The organism is Stenotrophomonas sp. STEN240, assembly GCF_056756175.1.
The window spans coordinates 44,631-66,340 of the sequence record NZ_JBRRBO010000002.1 but is presented as its reverse complement, the minus strand read 5'-3'; the positions used below and the strand labels follow the sequence as shown (position 1 = coordinate 66,340).

Below are 21,710 nucleotides of genomic sequence, written 5' to 3'. Positions count from 1 at the left end.
CCCCCATTCGAAGGGGGGTCATAGAATGTACTTGTGGGATAGTTTCTTTCGTTGTAGCACTCTGGGTGTCGATGATTGTGTAGTTTGGTGGGAGGCTTGGGCCGTCGTTGTAGGCGCGATTGTTGGTCTCGCAACGACCCGGATTGCGTTCCGTGCCTGGCAAGCATCTGACCGTACCGCGACGATCGCCCAGGCGTCTGTGGATATCGCCGAAAAATCTGCAGAGATTGCTAAGGATTCGGCGCGAATCGCTGAAGATTCTGCGCGGATTGCGAAGAAGCAACTTGAAGAATTTGTTGCCGATAGAGTGGGGCAGGCAAGCATTCTCGGTAGCCTGCTTCAGTACGAAATTGAGCACTTTCCTGCAAGGATTGGAAACATCGTCCGAGTCTTGGATAGGGCGAAATTTACTGAGCCGGGAATAATTTTCGCGCGACAAGATATCGACTGGCTTCTGGTCGAATTTGTTGGCTCGTTTTTGCCAGCGACGGAAGACGCGCAAGATCGTCTTCACAATCTTGGGAAAAGGGGGAATGATATTGCGGCGCTGGTTGGAGCATGGAAGGCTCTTGGTGTGCCTGTTCGACGCATGGATCAGCGAATAGCCCGAATCGACGGGGAGTCGACGGTTCTCATAGGTAAGGGGCATGAGGAGTTCCAAAACATTATGGAACTCCGCGAACCTTTGATTCTGCTGCTCGAAGACGGGATAGCGGTTGCGACGGATTTCGCCAAGTTTGTAGGCAAGCCAGTGGCTGACTATTCTGAAGAGGAAGTACTGTTGCGGAGGAATACTTAAGCTGCTTTCCACATTGCTCCCTCCATAGTATCTAGGTCGATTAGGTCCACGCGGTCGCGCAGCTGGCGCTTGGCGTGCGTCGGGACGCTGGCGATTAGATCCGCCGGCTCATCGGTGAAGAACGAGCGTTCTTCGAAGTGCGGGCGGCCGGTGTCATCGCGACGAAAGATCCGGTATGTGGTTGCCGAACTGTCTACCGTCGGAAATCGGCCCCAGCTCTGGCCTTCGGTGCGCTGCGGGTGTAGCGACTACGGCTCCCAGCATGTTTCTCCTGTGAATGGCGAGCCGTTTTCAGGTCAGCGGGAACGGCCCTCGCTCTGCACCAGAGTGCGGGTTGTTCGTGGATGCCGAAGTAAGTTGCGGCAGGGCTGCCGATGCCCAGCTTTAGGAGAATTTCTTTTGCGGTCATCGGGCGCCTGCTGAGCGCTGCGAGCAGTTCGTCGCATTGGGCCTGGTCGGTCATGGATACCTCACAGACTTAGCTGCAGCTGGGCGAGCTCCGGCGGGAATACGGCACGTTTCGCCGGTGCTCGGGGTTTTGGCGCACGCTGCCCGTGTACGAGGCGCCACTCCGCATGCGCTTCTTCGAAAGTGAGATGCCTGGCGGTGCTGCTGCAGGCGCACTCCACGTTGTGGCCACCGCCGGCAGAAGGCCGGCGCAGATTGAGCATGTGGCGTGCGGCGTGGCCTTTGCTGTAGGGGATGATCGGCACCTGTTCGGTGATCATGCGTTGCATCGGCTTCTCCGATTGAACGTCGTAGGCCAGCAGCGCTACGAGCGCGCCGAGGATTAGGGCGGCTCCTGCCGCGATGATCAGGAACGCGCCGAGTTCTTCCAGAAAGCTCTTCATGGCGCTGCTTGCACGAAGGCCAGGTCATAGATGACGCGGTGCGCCCGGGCCGCCGAGGGGGAGTCGGCATTGACCGCAGAGAGGGGGCAACCGCAGTTGCCCATCGTCCGCGTGTTTCACGGGATAACCCGGTTGGCAGCGGACGAACGCAATCGCAGGGCGCGCAATTTCATCGACGCTCGGACTCTTTGGGGGATCATCGACTGCATAGCGAAGTTTGAGCGAGACCAAGGCGAGCAGACCCGCCGTAACCTGGGCGTGTTGAAGGCGCGCGCTGCGGTGGCTCGCGACCAGCTGTTTCCGGAGAAGTTGGAAGAGCGCATGCCGCAAATTGCTGCTGTTGTCATCGGCTACATGAAGGGAGATCGTCTTGGCAATCGTGGGCGTGCATGCTCCCTAGGGCTTAGTGATTCTGCATACCGCGAAGGCTGGGCATATCTGGTCGATTGGATGATCGGCGAGTTGATCGACGTAGAGCAACGCGCAGCTCGATTGGGCGCTGCGAACAGGCCCCGCGTTGCCGGTTGGATGATCTCGATAGGGTGTTCTCGGGCTAGGCTAGGTGCCGGCTCTGACTGACCTGGGCCTCGGCGAACGGTTAAATGGTAAATGGTAAATGTCCCGGGTCTGTCGGTCACTGCAGCCTTTTGACTGCGTCGAGCATTTGGAACGCTCGCCGGAATAGCCGTGAAGTGTAAACTTGAAGTTTCGGTATAGCCACTACTTGGAACTGATTGTATGCAGCTACGGAAAGTGAAGTGGAAAGGGCATCCCTTGTTGGGTGACCTAGCTCTGGATTTTTTGCTGTCAGACGGGACTGTATGTAAGACGATTGTTCTAGCTGGCGAAAATGGAACCGGAAAGTCAACTATCCTGTCGAGTATTAGCTCGTTCTTGGCAGGGCGATCATTTTTGAATTTCGAGTTCATCGAGTATGAAGTCGAAGGAGTGGTGTACAAGGTCATTCCCGATCCCAAAGCTGACGCGGCCTACCGTCCCGAAGGTTCGTCCGTCTGTGTGGAGTTGGACGGAAAAGCTATTCTGACTCTGTCAGCGGACACACCCGGCCCACTAATTGGAGCTGCCCTTGATCCGCTAGACCTGCGCCGTTTCGGTAGTGCTTACTCGAAGGCAAAGGTCGATTTCAGGGCTGGTGCAATAACATCAACTACGTCGATTGAGCTCGATTCTCCGGTAAATCCTATCGAGGATGGAGAGGACTTCACTGTGCTGAAGCAGTTGTTAGTCAATACATCAAGTCGCGACGCGGCTGATTACGCGAGAGAGAATCAAACTCGTGAAGGCAGTCCTATTGCCTGGCCGGATTTCTATGCAACTTCTAGGATGTATCGCTTTAGCGCGGCCTTTAACGGTTTCTTTGATGCGCTGAAGTTCGAGGGAGTGCGGGAATCGGCTGGCGAGAAGGTAATTCAGTTCAAGAAGAATGGGAAAGAAATTGGCATTGATTCGCTGAGCACAGGCGAAAAACAGGTTGTCTTCCGGGGCGCTTACTTGCTCAGAAATTTGGGGGCTATCAAGGACGGGGCAATCTTCGTCGACGAGCCAGAGCTTAGTATGCATCCAAAGTGGCAGAGGAAGATTCTCGGGTACTATGAGGGGCTTTTCACTATAGCTGGAGAGCAGAGCGCTCAGCTCTTCTTCGCGACTCATTCCGATCACGTAGTGAGAGAGGCGTTCCTAGGCACGGAGACTATCGTCATCACTCTTGAGCGAGAAGCGGGGGTGCTGCTTGCGAAGAATCATGAGGATGCTTCGTCAGTTCTCGAGCTGACGAGTGCTCAGATAAATTACAAAGCCTTTGATCTGCCTTCTGTCGACTTTCACATCGAGCTGTATGGCAAGTTGCAATTGAAGGCGTCGAGTAGTTCGATCAAAGGTTGCGATAGTTTTATCGCTGGACATGCGTCTTATGACGCCGCGCGACATGGCAAACCGTCTAGCCACGGAAGCACAACGTACGAAACTTTGCCGACCTATGTTAGGAATGCGATCCACCATCCAGATGGTGGAAATGTGTATAGCGAGCCCGAGCTTCGAGTTTCGATCGAATTAATGGTGCAGATGCTTGGCTGATTCCTCAAAATCTCATGTTTTGATCGCGGATTTGAAGAGTTCACTGCCCGTGATGGCCGCTGTCCTATGCCATGGAAGAGTGTGGAGGCAGCTTTGTTCATCCTTCTCCCGCTTTTCTGTGTGGACTCGAAGCGAACTGATTGTTGGTTATCGTGAGAGAGACTCCTTCATGCTCTGAGGCTCCTGCTGCGCTGGTGACGCCCGCGCACTTTTCCCTCTACAGTCTCTTGCCATCACGCGACGAAAGCCCGGCCAAGAGCCGGGCTTTTTCATTTCAACCCGATCACCACCGCCCCACAAGTTCCTCCGCTCGCCGTGAGGCGATTGGGGCTGGTGCCGCGCGCAAGCGCGCCTGATTCGCCATGACTGGCCTGCGCACCAGGCAGTGGTGGTGATCGGACCTTCTACGCACGTCAATCCTCACCGGACCAATCATCGACCGCAGCCGGACTGTGGTGACGGGCACCTTTGCCATACAGGCGATTTACCCAGATTCGGAGCGCCCAGCTTGCCCCCGGCGGGACGGTGCCGAGCTAAGCTCGGCACCTTGGAAGTGTCGAGAAGAGCGGCTATACGAGAGGGGGCAACTCAGTGCCCCTTCTCGCTACACAAGAGCTGAAGTAGTTCTCAAATGCCCGTCAGACGGGGCTTTAGTTGCTTATCGGACTACGCAAGTCGGACTTGAGGAACGTATAAGCTGCGAGCACCCCTTTTGCATCTATGTTCCGATTTGCAGACATGTAGCTCTGCAGCATCCGAGTTGCCCGCGTGTCACCCAGCTCTGCGGCTAGCTGAAACGATGCCGCAATCATGGCCGGGTTTCCACCGACTTCTGTCGTGTTGAAGAGCGCGGCAGCCTGATAGACGGCGAACGGACTCTTCGTAGCTCCAATGTTCTGCAAAGCGAACGAACGGGCGTCCATAATTTTCCTGGCTAATGCGTTGTCTTCAGCGGTGTCGCTAACTCCCTTCCAGTTGTTCTCTGGAATCAGGCTCGTAACTCGATCGATGTAAAGCTCTTTCTCCAGATGGCCGCCACTGCGCGCGTTCCGCAGTAACTCATCATCTGTGCTCCTCTCAGCGGAAATCCAGCTGCTCGCATCAGGGAACCCTAGTTCATTGAGGTCGACATCTTCTCCTGGCGAGGAGTTGCTGAGTGTTCCGAAATAGCGGGAATCAATCGTTGCCAGAAGAGATTTCTCATTCTGGGAAAGTGCCCTGTGGCTGTTCTGGTTCCTTGCAGCGGCGGATGCTTGTGGCGTTGCACTAGCGTCTGCGGTAGGTGGTGAGTCGGCTGAACTCCCGGTCGAGCCATCGTTGATAGCAGCCTTGCCATGATTTTCAGATGTGCACGCGGCGAGGAGAAGTGTGGCAATCAAGGCTGCGGGAAAAGACTTAGTTCGCACAGTTGTTGGTCCTCATGTCTTGAGCCCAGATAGAGCACTCCCGCTTCTGGAGCTGTGAGTTATAAACTTCTTGCGACTTGTCGGTACTCGTGACAGCGAAGTGGTAAAGGCCCGCATAGCCGCGGCACGAGTCGATCGCACCGGCGCTGCCGAGACCATTACAAGCACTAGTCATTGAGTTCACGAAATCAAGGTTGCAGGATGCTTTGGATTCCCCTCCCGCCCAGCATTGATCGTGTGACTGGCAAGCACCCAAGAAGCTCACGCCTGGGGCCGGCGCGTTGAAATCTCCGGAGTAGGTGTTAGTTGCAATGTGCGAAAGGAATTTGTCGCCAAGCCACATAGTCAGACGATTCGGGCCGCATTGGTTGAATGCGTAAGCACTCTTGCCAGGGGTGGGCACACCAGGCGTCGAATCTGGATACAGATTCGGACAGTTCGGCGGGCGCTGTGCTTTCAGGTTGGAGCAGAACTGCGCTTTGCTAACTGGTGGGTCGTCTTCAAGAGGGAAGCCCTGAGTAAAGAACTCCTCGTTGATTTGGGATTGCATCATACCCAGCATAGAGGCACATCCACCTCCATAGCAAAGGACATTCCCGCCCTGCTGGGCAGGCGCAATAGCCTGCACGGGTGGCAGTGTTGGGATTGGAGGGGAGGGGGTAGTTATCGATGCGTATGCCAAACCGATTACTGCAAGTGACAGGCTGATCGGCACAAACCAAACACGTCGTTTCATAACTCATACGTCCTGTAGAGTTGAGAGGCGTGGGGTGGTGGTGTTGTATCAGCGCTTGTGGGGGGGCGTCAAGTTCCCTGATTGGGGCCGCTGGACCGAGGCTCAACCCATTAAGTTGACCATCCGAAATTGATGCCTGCCTCGGGAGGTCCACTGTGTGATTAGGTAGGTCGCTGGGGCCTAGTCCTCGTGCGGTGCTGATGCGCGTCCATTACTGCTTTTCTACAGATGTCTTGAGTAAGCGAACCGCTTGGCGCTAGGCGGACTATGAGGGACATCGCCACACCGATTGGTTTGCGCGAACTCCGTCAAGGGCGAAATTTGAAGGGCACACATACACCGCTGTTCAAGGCTTCCCCGTTTACAACACTTGGCTGGTAGCGCCAGCTTCGGGCAGCTGTCTCTGCAGACTCATCAAGCACTTGATATCCGCTGGATTGTTCAACCAAGACAGAATCAACCTTTCCACCTGGCTTCACGTGGATGATTAGTATGGTTTCGTCCTGTATGCCAACTCTAGCCCACTCGCGTGAATAGCGAGGTGGGTTTTCTGGCTGGCTTTCACGGTCGATGGTGGCGGCCGGTATGCTGACAATGCTACGGAATAGCTCCCGTTTTGGCTGCAGATCTCTATGGGTAGTTGAAGGGGGGATGTTTTGACCCCCGCTGCTGCCAAGAGGGCGATTAGTAGACCCCTGGACATCCTAATGTTGCCCCCGTCGAATTTCATGCGGACCATCCCCCTGATCCATTTCGTTCGTTAACTCCCTGCTGGCGAAGCCTAGTGGCGCAGTCGCAGCTATTCCATAGGCCTGATGCAGGGCCGGTGACTATTTTGGCCAAGGCGACACGCTTTGAAGAAAGGAGCTTTAGGTGTCCGGACGGAATAGCTGCCCAGGAACCATTTCTTCCTCCCCGCATTCGGGACACTCAACTTCGATGCGGCCAAGGGCCCCTTGAAGGCATCTGGCACTAAGCTCGTTCCACTCTTCTCCGCATGACTTGCAAGTCACGTCTATTTCTTTGGGGCCAAGGTACTGTCGACCCCGGCCACTAAGACCGTTCGGCTCGCTGTAGGCGTATTGGACGACTTGGATCGAAAACAAATCTGTGTCAATCATTGCTGCGTCTCCATCGATCGTTGAGGTGATCCTAATAGGGGAGCTCACAGCGAGCAAATGAGCTGCAGCAACCTGGTCGGTTGCAGAAAAATCAAGCCCTGCGAGCTGGTAAGGAAGGACTGGCGTAGCCGTAGTCGTGGGTTTGATGTGGGTGAATGCTCTGAGCCTCATCGAAAGCTTTACGCGCCTCAGCCAGCTCTCTTAGGCCATTCATTTCAAAGCCCTGCTATCCGTACCGTTGAACTGGATGGTAGCGGGGCTAGGGTGGGTGACGCCTGTCAGGGCATCACCCAGTTCGGAGGCTTGAATGGACCATTTTCCGCAGATCGGAGGGGCTACCCCCGACAACTTTCCGCTACGGCTTAAACCAAATGGCGTTGATCTCGGCAATGGGCGGCCTGTCCCAGTCCGTCACGATTCCACTTTGAGCATCGATGACTGCCAGCTTGTCGTTTGCGTCCATCGCTGCAAGGACGATGTTGTATACCGCAGCGGGGCTGTGCTGGGTGTTCACGTAAAAGAGTGAGTACTGGAATTGGTGCCACTGACCAAGCGACTTGATCGCATCTCTGACTGCCTCGTAGTTCTGCCCCATGGCAATCAAGTCATATGCAATAAACAGGTTGTAGGCCATTCCTTTCCCCTTCGTTGCGCCCGTCTTGGGCGCTCCTAGCTTAGGCTCGGGCTGTCTCCCTGTTTGAGAGACGTAAGAGTGCGGGATGGCAGGGCTTTTCGGGGGTGCCTGTGAGCGGTGATCGCCCGCCGGTCAGGTGTGAGGGAGTTCGAAATGCCGTTCAAACTTGTGGATGAAGTAGCTCACGTCACTGGATGCCTCCGAGAGTTCTGACACCCACTTCGTCGGTGCGGCGTCCGTCCGCATGCGAAAGTGTGAGGCGGCTGATCTGACGGCAGGACCGAAGAAGAAGCGCTCCGCATCGGTCTGTGTCTTCCTTCGAAGGTTCAAAGCCTCAGTTTTGGCGTAGTCCTTGAGCTGCGCTTTCACGGTCTTGATGCGCTCATGGTACTCGGAGGCCTCCCAGGAAGTGGCGCCTTTCAGACGCTCACCGGCGGCCATGATTTCCCGCAATTTCGTGTACAGCCGGCGTAAGTCAGTAATCACCACTTCGGCATCTTCAGGTAGCTTTTCCATAGCCTTCCTTGGCAGAGCGGCACGGGGCCTCTGCAATCGGCCGGATCGTAGCACCCCGGTTAGGGTGGGGCGCCTGTGGGGTTGAGCTCGATTAAGGCGCGGGAGGTTTTGCGCAGAATTACCTTCTCACAGTCGAGGGGCCAATAAATCGCTCTATTGCATCCCCGGTTTCAGGTTTCCGTAGTATCCCGCTAACGCCCGTGTTGGCCCGTAATGTAACGAGTGAACCTAGTCAAGCATGTGCTTCGCACTTTCTGGGTTGACCGGAAAAAAATCGACAGTAGTCTTGTTGTTGAGCTCCGGGCACTTTTCCCCGTCTTAAGGCTCTGGAGGTTCCACCTCCACAATGGAAAGCCCCACCTAGCGTCAACTAGATGGGGCGGATGTTTTTCCATTTTGTACAGCAACCACTGCGTCGAACCTGGTTCGGGCGCCGTCCGGAACTTCTCCCCTCCGGACGGCCATGGATTTTCCGGGTGTGATACGAAAGTGTCAACTCTGAAGAGTTTAGCTGGGCGCGACGCCTCTAATCCAAATAGAGGTGTTACAAATGATTGATCCTGCTAATTGCTTCACCCTGGCCTTTCGCTCTATTGGTGGCGAACAAACGATGGCCATCAATGCCCGTGATCTTCACGCGTATCTGCAAATCGGTAGAGATTTTTCCGGCTGGATCCGAGGCCGGATTGCGCAATATCACTTCACAGAAGACCAAGACTTCGAAGTCTTCTCCAGAACTGGAGAAAATTCCAAGGTGGGTCGACCGTCGAGGGAATACCTGATTGCGATCGATATGGCCAAAGAGTTGGCGATGGTGGAACGCACGGAACTTGGAAAGGCAGTCCGAAGGTACTTCATCGCCTGTGAGAAGAAGCTCTTGGGAAGTGTTGTAGTGGAAAGTGCGGTGCGACAGCTGTTGCTTCCGAAGCCGTTGGTCTGGGAAAGGCGCTTTCATTCAGGCTTCTATCAAGCGCTAGCAGATATGTCCGGACTTCCCTGCAAGGGACACTCCTCTGGAACGCCACTCTTGTTTGGGAAAATCACAGACGAGTGGATTTATCAGATGGTTATGCCTGCGGAGGTTCTGGCGGAACTAAAGACTCGCAGGCTGCCTGGGCAGAAGCTTCATCAGTGGCTTTCCAATGGGGGAGCACTGCTGGTAGATAGGCAAATTGATTTAGTAGCCAACCTTGCGAAAAGCTCAGTTGGATATCAGGATTTTTACGCTAGGTGTCAACGTGCGTTTGAGAAGCCGGGGCAGTTGCGAATGATCTATCCGCAGGCTGCATAAGAGCCACTGACCAACCCCGATTTTGCGGGGTTGGTCATCTCTTCGCTCTAAGCATCGCTATTGCTGGGATTGGCGGAGCATCGTGTCCACCAAGGGCTGGGCTTCGAGCACCTTTCCACTATCCCGTAACGCGCGGAACTCTTCGATGGGGATTCGGATTTCCACGGCGGTTGGCGAATTCTTGAAGACAAAGACAGAAGCGCTTGCGTTTCCTTCGCCCACGAAGTGGCATCCAAGGGGAACATTGAAGTCACCGGAATCTAAGAACAAATAAGCCGTCGCGTATGCCTGCGTCATAAATATGCACCTACTTAGATGAGGCGCCAGTCTATCCGCGTTGCAGCCCCGTTGAACCCCCTCCGCGCCAGCTCAGCATGTCCCCAATCCAACAGGGGCATACTGACAGATGGTCGAGATCTCAAAGACCGCAGCGGGTGCACGCGACGTCCGGGCATTCCCGGACATGCCGGCCCATGCCGGCCTGAGCGGAATGGCTGTCGCCGGCCACGGCCGGACAATCATCAACATCAAGCCTGATCTGATTGAGGCTAGTCTCAAGCCGGATCCGGCCGACTTGCAGGCGCTCTACTAAATCTTCGGCGAGAAGAGGCCCCGTTCTATGAGCACAGGATTGCGGCTTAGCAGGGTAATTCAGTTATAGGTGATCGAGCGCTTTGTCCAATCAGCAAGATGGCCTAGCATCTCCGTAGATGGTCATGGAGGAAACGAACGGCATGAATTGGATCAAATTGAAGCGTTTAGGTGCATGGTTTTTGGAGATTTGGGTGGTTTGGACCACGCTTTTGGTTCTCTTTGCTGGCGGTCTTACGATGGCCGTTTTCGGCTGGAGTGAACCGTCGATCCGCCTGTCGGGGCTTGCTATGCAGGTGCTTGGTATAGCAACGGTGATCTACGGCCTTCACTCCACACGCCGTCATTTTGGCCACCGGTCGCCCATGGAGTCATTCGGCCAGTGGGTAAGGCGGTGCCCGCTAGTTCGTCGAAGGGCCTATCTAGAGCCCGAAGGAGTGACGATTTCGTGCGCTGTTGTCGGGATGCGACTGACAACGCACCACGTTCCTAAGGCGACACAGGATGTTTCTGAGAAGATGGCTCACTTGGAGTCTGGGATTCTTCTACTGCAGGACCGAATCGGCGGCGCCGAAAGTCAAATCGATACTCACGCATCCGAGTTTGATGGTCGTATCAAGGCGGAGGCAAGCGCTCGCACCGCTGGTGATGACGCCTCCCTGAAGGCATTGGAGGAGTCTAGTACAGGTGGAATTCACATATCGGCGATGGGAACGGTACTGCTCCTCGTCGGCGTCGTGTTGAGCACGGCCGGAATAGAGATCAGTGGGTTTCTTGCAACATAGTTGGTGAGTGAAGCCGTGCAGTGACGGTTCGACGAGTTGATCAATTGAGCATTCGGCGCTGAGGGCCTGTCGCTTGATCTCACCTGGAGCGACTGCGGGGGCGTAGCATCTGCCCTCCGCCAGATATCCACCCATGCTCCCAGATGGTTTCAAATGGGCCAAGGTCGCTGACTTCGAAAGCCAGCTGACCGCGATTTACGTAAACGACCTGGCGGTGTTCCGGCCGGTCGAACGACTGGATGGATCGTGGTTCGTCAACCTGGACTATCACCTGCCACCGCCGAACGGAGGTGCGTCCCGCCCGTCTCGCAACTGCCGAACCTACGAGACGGGCCGGGCAGGATGCGAGGAATGGGCGCGTCGGCACGAAGCAAAGCTGCGAGCCGAGACGGCAGCGATTGCGCTGGAGAAGTGGGGGCGACGGTAGCTGGAGAAGCGCCCGTCTGCGGCACTCGGCCGTCCTGTTAGGTGGCGTGCCGAGCTTGGCTCGGCACTACAACCCCAGATAAGCCTGCCACTCATCCATCAATACCCACCGGCGATCCAGCAATGCGCCGCGGCGGTAGGCAGCCTCGGCCTTGTTCCTGATCGCGTGGGCCAGCGCGATCTCCACCACTTCATTGGGCGTCTCGGTTTCCTCGGCAGCCCAGTCGCGGAAACTGGACCGGAAGCCGTGAACCGTGAAGGGTAGGCCCAACCCCTTGGGTGCTGGCTTCTGGACCAGATACAGCATGGCTTTCTCGGACAGCTTGAACGGCTGCTCTTTACGGCTGAGAGGGGTCAAGACGACCACGGCCACCGCGGTCAGCGGCACCGAGTGCTCCCGACCTCCCTTCATGCGGCCGGCCGGGATGGCCCAGACCTGGCCGGCCAGGTCGAACTCCGGCTAGTCGGCCCCAAACAACTCTTCGGTGCGAGCAGCCGTAAGGATGGTAAAACGCAAGGCGCGGCGGGAGCGCGCGGCGCGTTCAGCCACGGAGGCCATGAACGCGGGCACGTCCGCGTACGGAATGGCCGCGTGGTGCTTCTCCTTACGCACCTTGGAAGGCTTTAGCGGAAGGTGATCGAGGTGGCCGCGCCACCTGGCAGGGTTCTCTCCCTCCCGAATGCCATGGACTCGGGCCGAGTTCAGCACCCGCTCGATCCGGCCGCGGACCCTGCCGGCCGTGACCGTCTTCTTCTCCCAGATCGGACGCAGGCACGCCATCACCATCGCCGTGTCGACCTCCGCGACGGGTACCGAGCGGGCGGGGCCGTCGTCCTTCAGGGACTGGGTCCACTGGGCGGCCTGGGCGTCGTTCTTCCAGCCTGTCCTGTGAGAATCAATGTAGGCGTCCGCGGCTGGCGCCTGCAGCCCGGGAGGCGCGGCGGGTGGATGTCGGATCCTCACCGGCGACGAGCATGCGGCGCTGTGCCATGGCTGCCTGACGCGCTTCAGCCAGGCTGACGAGGGAGGCGGGCCCAGTCCCATCTCGCGGCGGCGGCCGACCTTTCGGGCAGGGCGTTGGGCGTGCGCCGAAGGTGTAGCAGCCCATCCCAGGCAAGCGCCTGCGATGACAGTTCCGCTGGTAAAATGGCGGCGGCTTGGGGGAGCTGCGCGCCCGGGTATGCATGCCCGGGTATGCGTGGGTTCGTCGCGGCAATACCTTCAAGCGTCCGCGTTGGAATCCATGGATCTCAGAAAACTTATCTTGGTGCTCACTTTGCTGGGCGCGCTGGTGCCGTTCGCCAATACCTTCTATGCCAGCTATACGGTGCAACGCCAGCAGCTGATGGACACCACGCTGGACGGCAACTACGCCTACGCCAACAAGCTGGCCAAAAGCACTGAAGACTTCCTGCAGGCGTCACAGCTGCAGCTTGCCTATACCGCGCAGCTGCTAGCCGTGAAAATGGACGACGTGTCCAAGCTGGAGGAGGAAGCCGCGCGCCTGCGCATGATGAGCAAGAGCTTCAACTCCATCACCATCTTCGATGCGACCGGCAAGGTGCTGGCGACCTCGCCGGAAACCCTGGGTCTGCAGGGCCGGGTGCTGGGCAGCGAGGCGGTGAAGACCGCGCTGCGCGAGAAGCGGCCGCTGATCAGCGCGCCTTATCAGTCGGCTACCGGCAACTTCATCGTCTTCATCAACCACCCGGTGGTGTCCGCGTCCGGCCGTTATCTCGGTGCGGTGGGTGGGGCGATCTACCTGCAGAAGGAGAACATCCTCGACCGGCTGCTCGGCCAGCATTTCTATGTCGACGGCTCCTACCTGTTCGTGGTCGACAAACAGAAGCGCATCATCTATCACCCGGACCCGAACCGGGTCGGCGATCTGGTGCAGCACAATGTGGTGGTCGACCGCGTTGCTGCTGGTCAGGCGGGCAAGGGCGGTACGGTCAACTCACAGGGTGTCAGAATGCTGGCGGGCTACGCGCCGGTGGCTTCGACGGGATGGGGGATTGTTGCCCAGCGCCCGGAAGCGGCCACGCTTGCACCGCTGACCCAGCTGATGCAAAGCACCTTGTACAGGGCGCTGCCGGCGACGATCCTGACCTTGATCCTGATCCTGTGGAGCGCACGCTTGATTTCGCGTCCGCTGCGTTTGTTGGCTGATGGCGCGCGCAAGATGGAAGACCCGTCCTCGGCCAAGGACATCGGCTCGGTGAAGTCCTGGTATTTCGAATCGCGCGAGTTGAAGAAGGCCTTGCTGATCGGTATTGACGCCTTCCACAAGAGTTTCACCAAGCTACGTGAGGACACGGCCACCGATCCGTTGACCAAGCTCGGCAACCGGCGGCGGCTGGATGAGACATTGGCCGACTTCGAGAGCCAGGCAACTCCGTTCTCGGTTATTTCGATCGATATCGATCACTTCAAAAAAGTGAATGACAGCCATGGCCATGCCGCCGGCGACGCGGCCTTGCAGCAGCTCGCCCAGCGCATGCGCGACGCCTGCCGTGCCTACGATGTGCCGCTGCGGGTTGGCGGCGAGGAGTTCCTGATCCTGCTGCCTTCCACTACGCTGGCGACCGCAGCACAGGTGGCCGAACGCCTGCGCAAGGCGGTTGAGGAAATGAAGATTCCCAAGGTCGGCATGATCACGATTTCGCTCGGTGTCGCCAATTGGCCGCAGAGTAGTTTCGAGGTCGATGCCGTGCTCAAGGCTGCCGATGAAATGCTGTATGCGTCCAAGCGCGGTGGCAGGAATTGCGTTTCGGTGCACCAGCGTGAGATTGGCGTCAGCTCCTAGATCTGTGCCGTTTTGTGAACCTTGGCGCTGGAGAGCATGCGGTGAGGCGTAAGTAGGCGTTTCCCTACATACAGGCGAGGAAACGGATTGCATGATTGCCGGCCCGCTGCGAGCTGCGCAGCTTTGTACAGGACGTACGGCATGCATCGGTCACTTCTTGGTTTTGTCGCTGCTGGCCTTTTTTCGTTGTTGCTGCTAAGCGGCTGTGACCAGGAAGGGAACCTCTCCGTTACCGGCAAGGCCGCCGAGTTGGAGGCTTCCAGCAAGTTCCATGTGAGCAGTCGCCCGGTGCTGAACAGCAGGCAGATGTTGTCGGCGCTGCTTGGCGGCAGTGGTTTTGGGATGGAAGGCGAATCGAGGCCCGGTTATAGCGATATCGAGTTCTTCCCGATTGCCGACGCCGATGCAGTGGCGTCGCTGAGTGCGCTTTCCAGGCCTGGCCGGAACATTGCGTCGATCGATCTATCGGGCATCGATTTCAGCAAGAACTTTGCGTTCCTGGTGGCGCACCCCAGTTCGAGCTCATACGGCGCCATGACGTCAGGACAGCATGCGACGTACTTCAGCAAGGTCCTGCCCTCTTATGAGGCAGACAAGGTGGTACTACGCATTGACGCCAGCCGTCTGGGCGACATTGATCCCATCACCGCCATGAGTGGGAACTGGGAAGGCAGCATCTACACGGTCGAACGGCGCGGGCGCGACAAGCTCGAAGTGCGTCTGTATGACGAAAGCTATGCTTATTCGCTCGCTCCGAAGGCCAGCGACGACGTGGCGGAAGGGGCGGTGGCGCCAGCGCAGTAAAGGCAGCTCTGCCCCGGTCCTGCAGCGCAGGGCGGGCGGCTGGGCGCGTTGCGTGTTGCTTGGCGTAAAATGTCGCGGTCGGGCCTGGCCCTGGTCGTCGGAGTTGCAAGCCATGTTTCCACGCACGCGCAGTCTGTCTGCTGCGATGCAGGTGCCGCTGGGCACCTGCCGTCACCCTGTGCGCGCAGCGACGGATGGTCTGCAGTGACGGACATTCCAGGCAGCGATAGCGCCGAGATGGCGAACGATGAACATTGGATGCGCCACGCCCTGGCGCTGGCCGACCGCGCCCAGCGCGAGTTCGACGAGATACCGGTGGGCGCGGTGCTGGTGGGTGCCGATGGCGCGTTGCTGGGCGAGGGTTGGAACCTTAATATCGCCAGCCACGACCCCAGTGCGCATGCCGAGATCGTGGCCATGCGTCAGGCCGGCAAGGCGCTGGGCAACCATCGCTTGGTCGGCAGCACCTTGTACGTGACCCTGGAGCCCTGTGCCATGTGTGCGATGGCGGTGGTGCACGCGCGCATCGCGCGGGTGGTGTTCGCCGCCACCGACCTCAAGACCGGCGCCTGCGGCAGTGTGTTCGACCTGCTGGGCGATCCGCGTCACAACCACCGTGTACAGGTGCTCGGCGGGGTGCTGGCGAAGGACGCCAGCCTGCGCCTGACCAATTATTTCCGGGCCAAGCGCGGCCGTCCGCTGTTGAGTCCCGACGACCTTTGACGCGGCCAGCACCTGTGGCAGGGGTATCATGTGCATCGATATTCCGGCCGCGCGGCTTTGACCGCCGGCCCCCAGCATGAGGCAGCACATGGCGGACAACAGCGCAGGCAACGACCGGTTGATCTGGATTGATCTGGAAATGACCGGACTGGATACGGACAACGATTCCATCATCGAGATCGCCACCGTGGTCACCGATGGTCAGCTCAACGTGTTGGCCGAAGGCCCCGAATTCGCCATCCACCACTCCTTGGCGGTGCTGGAAGCGATGGACGAATGGAACCGCAACCAGCACCAGCGTTCGGGCCTGTGGCAGCGGGTGCTGGACAGCAGCACCAGCGTGGGCCAGGCCGAAGCCAAAACCATTGCCTTCCTGCAGGAGTGGATCAAGGCCGGTGCGTCGCCGATGTGTGGCAATTCGATCTGCCAGGACCGGCGCTTCCTGCACCGGCAGATGCCGCGGCTGGAAAAGTACTTCCATTACCGCAACCTGGACGTGTCCACCATCAAGGAACTGGCCAAGCGCTGGTCGCCAACCGTTGCAGCCGGCGTCAGCAAGACCTCCAGCCATACCGCGTTGAGCGATGTGCAGGACTCCATTGCCGAACTGCGCCACTACCGGCAATTCATGGGCGTGCTGGCCGGGTTGCCGGAAGCAGGCTGAGGACGATGACCGAGCTTGCTCTGCGTCTGCATGACAACGCGCAGGACCTGGCCGATCTGCAGCGGGCAGTGGGTTTGTTGGAATCGCCCACGCTCACCGCCAAGATGGCCAACCTGATCGGCTCGCCATTGGAGTTTGCGGTACGCAAGCTGCCTTCGGCGGTGTCTTCGCGCATCCAGGGCGTCACCGAGGCGGCCCTGTACAAGGCCGCGCAGACGGCCTTGTGGACGATGGACAACAAGCAACCTGGCAAGGCAGCCTCGCCGCGCCTGCACAAACTTGCCGCCGCCGCGTCCGGCGCGCTTGGCGGTGCCGGCGGCTTGCCCGCGTTGGCAATCGAGCTGCCGCTGTCGACCACCATCCTCATGCGCGCGGTTGCCGATGTCGCTCGCAGCGAAGGCTTCGACCTGGTTGACATGGCCACCCGCCAGGCCTGCCTGGAAGTGTTCGCCCTGGGTGGCAACTCGGGCAAGGACGATGCCAGCGAAACTGGCTATTACCTGGCGCGCGGCTTCACCACCGAGGTGATGCGGCATCTGTCGGCCGAATTGGCTGGCAGCGCCGTTACGGGCAGCCATGGCGTATTGCTGGGGCTGGGCCCGAAGGAAGCCGGCAAATGGTTGGCCAGGGTGGTGGAGAAAATCGCAGCCCGGTTCGGCGTGGTGGTGTCGGAGAAGTTTGTCGCGCAGGCGGTGCCGGTGATCGGCGCAATAGCGGGCGCAACCTTGAACACCATGTTCACCGGCTATTACCAGGACATGGCGCGCGGCCATTTCATCATCAAGCGGCTGGAACAGAAGTACGGATTCGAGGCGGTTCGCCTGGCCTACGGCGGAGTCACTGGCCGGCTGCACCCCTGAAGCTGTACCCCTTCGCCATCGGTAGGCGCATGCGACCGTGCTGCCTTCACCTGTTGCGAAGCCAATAGCCTCTAGCCTGTATTTTCCTTCCGAAGCGAGGTGGCCATGAATCAGTACAGGATCGCGGTTTTCGTCGGCAGTCTGCGCAAGGAGTCCATCAACCGCCGTTTGGCGCTGGCGCTGGAGAAGCTGGCCGGTGATCGCGCCAAATTTGAATACATTCAAATCGGCGATATCCCGCTCTACAACCAGGATCACGACACCCAGTTCCCTGCGCAGGGCACGCGGATGAAGAACCAGGTGCGGGCGGCTGACGCGGTGCTGTTTGTCACCCCCGAATACAACCGCTCCATTCCCGGCGTGCTCAAGAACGCCATCGACACCGCCTCGCGCCCCTATGGCGACAACGCCTTTGCCGGCAAGCCGGCGGCGGTGGTCGGCACCTCGATCGGTGCCATCGGTAGCGCCCTGGCGCAGCAGCACCTGCGCAATGTGCTGGTTTTCGTCGACCTGGCGGTGATGCCGCAGCCGGAGGCTTTCGTCCAGTTCAAGGATGGCCTGATAGAGGCAGACGGCACCATCAGCAATGACGGTACCCGGCAGTTCCTGCAGGGCTATGTCGACAAGTTCCTGGCCTGGACCGAGCACCAGCTCAAAGCCTGATGCGCGGCTGGCAGCAGCCGGCACCTGCGCGGCACATGCGATAATCCCACCCGGCGCTGCAACGGCGCCGGGTGTTTGTTTCTGTATGCCAGCCCACTCCCGGTCCCGCTGGGGCTTGGGTTGTAGACAGGTTATCCACAGACTTGTACGTATCCCGGTGGGCAATGCCCACCTACCATGGCCGCACGGCCTTATTGCAGGAAATACGCTTTTCATGTCCGCCCGTACTGGTTTCCGTTCCGACCGCGACCGCGGTGACCGCAACGATCGCTCTGATCGTAGCGAGCAGCGCATCGACGCCCTGCGCGTTCCCCCTCATTCGGTGGAAGCCGAGCAGGCCGTGCTTGGTGGTTTGATGCTGGCCCCGGAGGCCTATGACCGGGTCAACGAGGTGCTGACCGACAAGGACTTCTACCGGCGCGACCATCAGCTGATCTACCGCGCGATCCACGACCTGTCCGAGCGTGACCGTCCGTTCGATGCCGTCACCCTGGGTGAGTGGTTCGAGTCGCAGGGCAAGTCGGATCTGGTTGCCGATGGTGCTTACCTGATCGAGCTGGCCAGCACCACGCCGTCGGCGGCCAATATCAGCGCCTATGCGGAAATCGTGCGCGACAAGGCGGTGCTGCGGCAGCTGATCCAGGTCGGCACCGATATCGTCAATGACGGTTTCCAGCCTGAAGGCCGCGACAGCTCGGAGCTGCTGCAGACCGCAGAAAAGTCGGTGTTCGCCATCGCCGAGCAGGGTGCGCGCGGGCGTACCGACTTCGTGGCGATGCCCGGTGCACTCAAGGATGCCTTCGAGGAACTGCGCAACCGCTTTGAGAATGGCGGCAACATCACCGGTCTGCCGACCGGTTACAACGATTTCGATGCGATGACCGCCGGCCTGCAGCCGACCGATCTGATCATCCTGGCTGCGCGTCCGGCCATGGGCAAGACCACGCTGGCCTTGAACATCGCCGAGTACGCGGCAATCAAGTCCAAGAAAGGCGTGGCGATCTTCTCGATGGAAATGTCCGCATCGCAGCTGGCGATGCGTCTGATTTCCTCCAACGGCCGCATCAACGCCCAGCGCCTGCGTACCGGTCAGCTTGAGGATGAGGACTGGAGCCGCGTGACCGGCGCCATCCGCATGCTGAAGGAAACCAAGATCTTCATCGACGATACGCCGGGCGTGTCGCCGGAAATCCTGCGTTCCAAATGCCGCCGGCTCAAGCGTGAGCACGACCTTGGTTTGATCGTGATCGATTACCTGCAGCTGATGAGCGTGCCGGGCAACAGCGAGAATCGCGCGACCGAAATTTCGGAAATCTCGCGTGGCCTGAAGGGTCTGGCCAAGGAACTGAACGTGCCGGTGATTGCGCTGTCACAGCTCAACCGCTCGTTGGAAACCCGAACCGACAAGCGCCCGGTGATGGCCGATCTTCGCGAATCCGGCGCTATCGAGCAGGATGCGGACATGATCGTCTTCATCTACCGCGACGATTACTACAACAAGGAAAATTCGCCGGACAAGGGCCTGGCCGAGATCATCATCGGCAAGCACCGTGGTGGCCCCACCGGTTCGTGCAAATTGAAGTTCTTCGGCGAGTACACCCGCTTTGACAACCTGAGTCACGACTCGGTCGGTTCGTTCGAATAAGCCGGAGCCGACGCATGTCCACAGCTATTGTCTGGTTCCGCCGCGATCTGCGCCTGCGTGACAACCCGGCGTTGCAGGCCGCGCTTGAGGCTGGCCATGAGGTTGTTCCGGTCTACATCCATGCGCCGCAGGAAGAGGGCGCATGGGCACCGGGCGCTGCCTCGGAGGCGTGGCTGCATCGTTCGCTGCAGCAGCTTGATGCGCAGTTGCGTGCGGTTGGATCTGCCTTGGTATTGCGCAGTGGCGACAGCATGGCCCAGTTGCAGGCGCTGATCGCCGAAAGCGGCGCTGAGGCGGTCTACTGGAATCGCAAATACGAGCCAGCCACTCAGCCGCGTGATGCGGCGATCAAACGTGGGCTGCGCGAACAAGGCGTGCAGGTTGAAAGCCACAACGGCTACCTGCTGTTCGAGCCGTGGGAACTGGCCACGCTGCAAGGCGGCCCCTACAAGGTATTCACCCCGTTCTGGCGCAATGCGCTGACCCGTTGGCGGCTACCTGAGCTGTCCGACGCGCCGCGCAAGTTGAGCTCGCCGAAGGTGTCGGGCGTGCCCTTGCAGGCACTCGCACTGCAGCCACGGCTGGGCTGGGACTCCGGTTTCTGGGAGCACTGGCAGCCCGGCGAAGCCGGTGCCCAGGAGGCGCTGGAAGTATTTGCCGAAGGCGCGCTCAATGGTTACCGCGAGCAGCGCGATCTGCCAGACCGTACCGGCACCTCACTGCTGTCGCCGCACCTGCATTTCGGCGAGATCGCGCCGTGGCGTATCGCGCATACGCTGGAAGCCATGCGCAGCGCCGGTCGCGATGCCGATATCGACGGCTACCTGCGGCAGCTGGGGTGGCGCGAGTTCTCCTGCCACCTGCTGCACCATTTCCCACAGACCAGCGACGTCAATCTCAATCCACGCTTTGAGCGCTTTGCCTGGGAGCCTGCGCAGCCGGCAATGCTGGAAGCCTGGCAGCAGGGTCGTACCGGTATTCCAATCGTTGATGCTGGCATGCGCGAGCTATGGGCGACCGGTTACATGCACAACCGGGTGCGGATGCTGGTGGGCAGTTTTCTGTGCAAGCACATGCGCATGCACTGGAAGGAAGGCGCACGCTGGTTCTGGGACACCTTGGTGGATGCCGACCTGGCCAACAACAGCATGGGCTGGCAATGGATCGCCGGTACCGGTGCCGATGCGGCTCCGTATTTCCGGGTGTTCAATCCGGTGACGCAGGCGCAGAAGTTCGATCCGCAGGCGCGCTATATCAGCCGCTGGGTGCCCGAGCTTGCCGCGCTGCCGCTCAAGGCGCGGTTCGCGCCATGGCAGTTCCCGCAGCTGCTGGCCGAACACGCACCAAGCTACCCGACGCAGCCCTTGGTAGACCTGGCCAAGGGCCGGGATGAGGCCTTGGCGGCCTATCAGCGCTGTCGCTGACACTGGCTTAACGCGCAAGACAGTTAGATGAATGGATACCCGTGAAGCGGGTTGGGATGCATGCAGGTAATGCTTCGTGATGTTTATGCTTGCCCGGCAAATCCACGCGGCCAGTCCGGCCCATCAGGAGACTCATCAGATGACCACCCTAACTGTTGTTCGTAATCTTTCCATTGGCCTGGTGACGGCAGCCGTCCTCTCGGCCTGCGCTACCGGTGGCTCGTATGTGCAGCAGGACCAGTACGGCAACCAGACCCAGCAGCAGAACAAGACCGGCAAGGGCGCGCTGATCGGCTCGGCCATCGGTGTTGCTGCCGGCCTGCTCAGCGGCGGCAACGCCACCGAACGTCGTCAGCGCGCAATGGTGGGTGCCGGTATCGGCGCACTTGGCGGCGCTGCAGTTGGCAATTACCAGGATCGTCAGGAGCGCGCACTGCGTGAGCGCACTGCCAATACCGGTATCGACGTGCAGCGCGACGGTGACAACATCACCTTGAGCCTGCCCGATGGCATCACTTTCGATTTCAACAAGACCACCTTGAAGCCGCAGTTCTATGGTGCACTCAATGGCGTGGCGAGCACCTTGAGCGAGTACAACCAGACCATGATCGAAGTGGTCGGCCACACTGACAGCATTGGTACCGATGCGGTGAACAACCGTATTTCCAAGGAGCGTGCGGACGCGGTTGCGGCTTATCTGACCGCACAGGGCGTGCAGCGCGAGCGCATTGAAACCCTGGGTGCAGGCAAGGCCTATCCGATTGCTGACAACAGCACCGATGCAGGTCGTGCACAGAATCGCCGCGTAGAGATCCGCGTGATCCCGCTGCGTTCGTGATCGGAAAGCTTGTTTGCTGAAGTAAAGAGAGG

The 21,710-nt window shown here is 59.0% G+C and carries 22 protein-coding genes; 14 read left to right on the top strand and 8 right to left on the bottom strand.

Annotated elements, in window-relative coordinates; genetic code table 11:
* The first annotated feature begins 31 nt into the window (after positions 1-31).
* Positions 32-799, top strand: a complete 768-nt coding sequence (locus ACVOKO_RS01430; RefSeq protein WP_346496573.1) for a hypothetical protein — start codon at positions 32-34, stop codon at positions 797-799.
* A gap of 470 nt (positions 800-1,269) precedes the next feature.
* Here the strand turns inward: ACVOKO_RS01430 and ACVOKO_RS01425 are convergent, their stop codons facing one another.
* The gene (locus ACVOKO_RS01425) at positions 1,270-1,650 is read right to left on the bottom strand and encodes a hypothetical protein (protein WP_346496571.1); all 381 of its coding nucleotides are present in this window, start codon (positions 1,648-1,650) and stop codon (positions 1,270-1,272) included.
* Positions 1,651-2,424: 774 nt separating this feature from the next.
* Between ACVOKO_RS01425 and ACVOKO_RS01420 the strand changes: the two genes are divergently transcribed.
* The gene (locus tag ACVOKO_RS01420; RefSeq protein WP_346496569.1) at positions 2,425-3,744 is read left to right on the top strand and encodes an AAA family ATPase; all 1,320 of its coding nucleotides are present in this window, start codon (positions 2,425-2,427) and stop codon (positions 3,742-3,744) included.
* Positions 3,745-4,394: 650 nt separating this feature from the next.
* Here the strand turns inward: ACVOKO_RS01420 and ACVOKO_RS01415 are convergent.
* The 5 genes from ACVOKO_RS01415 to ACVOKO_RS01395 form a co-directional block, all read right to left on the bottom strand.
* Positions 4,395-5,150 (bottom strand): hypothetical protein, encoded by a 756-nt coding sequence (locus tag ACVOKO_RS01415; RefSeq protein ID WP_346496567.1) that lies wholly within the window; start codon positions 5,148-5,150, stop codon positions 4,395-4,397.
* Complete coding sequence (locus ACVOKO_RS01410) at positions 5,140-5,712, bottom strand: hypothetical protein (RefSeq protein ID WP_346496565.1); 573 nt, start codon at positions 5,710-5,712, stop codon at positions 5,140-5,142. Before ACVOKO_RS01410 ends, ACVOKO_RS01415 begins: the two co-directional genes overlap by 11 nt.
* A 482-nt stretch (positions 5,713-6,194) precedes the next feature.
* Complete coding sequence (locus ACVOKO_RS01405; RefSeq protein ID WP_430980689.1) at positions 6,195-6,458, bottom strand: energy transducer TonB; 264 nt, start codon at positions 6,456-6,458, stop codon at positions 6,195-6,197.
* A gap of 904 nt (positions 6,459-7,362) precedes the next feature.
* Positions 7,363-7,641 carry a hypothetical protein gene (locus tag ACVOKO_RS01400; RefSeq protein WP_346496563.1) on the bottom strand — a complete coding sequence of 93 codons (279 nt, stop codon included), beginning with the start codon at positions 7,639-7,641 and terminating at the stop codon, positions 7,363-7,365.
* A gap of 132 nt (positions 7,642-7,773) precedes the next feature.
* Positions 7,774-8,157, bottom strand: a complete 384-nt coding sequence (locus ACVOKO_RS01395; RefSeq protein ID WP_346496561.1) for a hypothetical protein — start codon at positions 8,155-8,157, stop codon at positions 7,774-7,776.
* A 550-nt stretch (positions 8,158-8,707) separates the two neighbouring features.
* Between ACVOKO_RS01395 and ACVOKO_RS01390 the strand changes: the two genes are divergently transcribed.
* The 3 genes from ACVOKO_RS01390 (at position 8,708) to ACVOKO_RS01380 (ending at position 10,824) form a co-directional block, all read left to right on the top strand.
* Positions 8,708-9,448 (top strand): antA/AntB antirepressor family protein, encoded by a 741-nt coding sequence (locus ACVOKO_RS01390; protein WP_346496559.1) that lies wholly within the window; start codon positions 8,708-8,710, stop codon positions 9,446-9,448.
* Positions 9,449-9,854: 406 nt separating this feature from the next.
* Positions 9,855-10,040, top strand: a complete 186-nt coding sequence (locus ACVOKO_RS01385) for a hypothetical protein (RefSeq protein ID WP_346496761.1) — start codon at positions 9,855-9,857, stop codon at positions 10,038-10,040.
* A 142-nt stretch (positions 10,041-10,182) separates the two neighbouring features.
* Positions 10,183-10,824 carry a hypothetical protein gene (locus ACVOKO_RS01380; RefSeq protein WP_346496557.1) on the top strand — a complete coding sequence of 214 codons (642 nt, stop codon included), beginning with the start codon at positions 10,183-10,185 and terminating at the stop codon, positions 10,822-10,824.
* Positions 10,825-11,317: 493 nt separating this feature from the next.
* Here the strand turns inward: ACVOKO_RS01380 and ACVOKO_RS01375 are convergent, their stop codons facing one another.
* Complete coding sequence (locus ACVOKO_RS01375; RefSeq protein WP_346496555.1) at positions 11,318-11,638, bottom strand: hypothetical protein; 321 nt, start codon at positions 11,636-11,638, stop codon at positions 11,318-11,320.
* A 72-nt stretch (positions 11,639-11,710) separates the two neighbouring features.
* Positions 11,711-12,295, bottom strand: a complete 585-nt coding sequence (locus ACVOKO_RS01370; RefSeq protein WP_430980687.1) for a phage integrase central domain-containing protein — start codon at positions 12,293-12,295, stop codon at positions 11,711-11,713.
* A gap of 223 nt (positions 12,296-12,518) precedes the next feature.
* Here ACVOKO_RS01370 and ACVOKO_RS01365 point away from each other — a divergent pair, with 223 nt between their 5' ends.
* The 9 genes from ACVOKO_RS01365 (at position 12,519) to ACVOKO_RS01325 (ending at position 21,678) form a co-directional block, all read left to right on the top strand.
* Positions 12,519-14,057: a sensor domain-containing diguanylate cyclase gene (locus ACVOKO_RS01365; RefSeq protein ID WP_346496550.1), complete on the top strand. Its 1,539-nt coding sequence runs from the start codon at positions 12,519-12,521 to the stop codon at positions 14,055-14,057.
* Between the two features lie 141 nt (positions 14,058-14,198).
* Positions 14,199-14,861, top strand: coding sequence for a hypothetical protein (locus ACVOKO_RS01360; protein ID WP_346496548.1), 663 nt, complete (start codon positions 14,199-14,201; stop codon positions 14,859-14,861).
* A 237-nt stretch (positions 14,862-15,098) separates the two neighbouring features.
* Positions 15,099-15,584, top strand: coding sequence for a tRNA adenosine(34) deaminase TadA (tadA, locus tag ACVOKO_RS01355; RefSeq protein WP_346496755.1), 486 nt, complete (start codon positions 15,099-15,101; stop codon positions 15,582-15,584).
* A gap of 88 nt (positions 15,585-15,672) precedes the next feature.
* Complete coding sequence (orn, locus tag ACVOKO_RS01350) at positions 15,673-16,248, top strand: oligoribonuclease (RefSeq protein WP_346496546.1); 576 nt, start codon at positions 15,673-15,675, stop codon at positions 16,246-16,248.
* Positions 16,249-16,253: 5 nt separating this feature from the next.
* Positions 16,254-17,108, top strand: a complete 855-nt coding sequence (locus ACVOKO_RS01345; protein WP_346496544.1) for an EcsC family protein — start codon at positions 16,254-16,256, stop codon at positions 17,106-17,108.
* Between the two features lie 105 nt (positions 17,109-17,213).
* Positions 17,214-17,771, top strand: a complete 558-nt coding sequence (locus ACVOKO_RS01340) for an NADPH-dependent FMN reductase (RefSeq protein WP_346496542.1) — start codon at positions 17,214-17,216, stop codon at positions 17,769-17,771.
* 214 nt (positions 17,772-17,985) lie between these two features.
* Positions 17,986-19,416 carry a replicative DNA helicase gene (locus tag ACVOKO_RS01335; protein ID WP_346496540.1) on the top strand — a complete coding sequence of 477 codons (1,431 nt, stop codon included), beginning with the start codon at positions 17,986-17,988 and terminating at the stop codon, positions 19,414-19,416.
* 14 nt (positions 19,417-19,430) lie between these two features.
* Entirely contained in the window at positions 19,431-20,840 is a 1,410-nt protein-coding gene (locus ACVOKO_RS01330; RefSeq protein ID WP_346496539.1) for a cryptochrome/photolyase family protein, read from the top strand.
* A 139-nt stretch (positions 20,841-20,979) separates the two neighbouring features.
* Positions 20,980-21,678 carry a YiaD family glycine zipper/OmpA-like lipoprotein gene (locus ACVOKO_RS01325; RefSeq protein WP_346496537.1) on the top strand — a complete coding sequence of 233 codons (699 nt, stop codon included), beginning with the start codon at positions 20,980-20,982 and terminating at the stop codon, positions 21,676-21,678.
* Positions 21,679-21,710 lie beyond the last annotated feature (32 nt).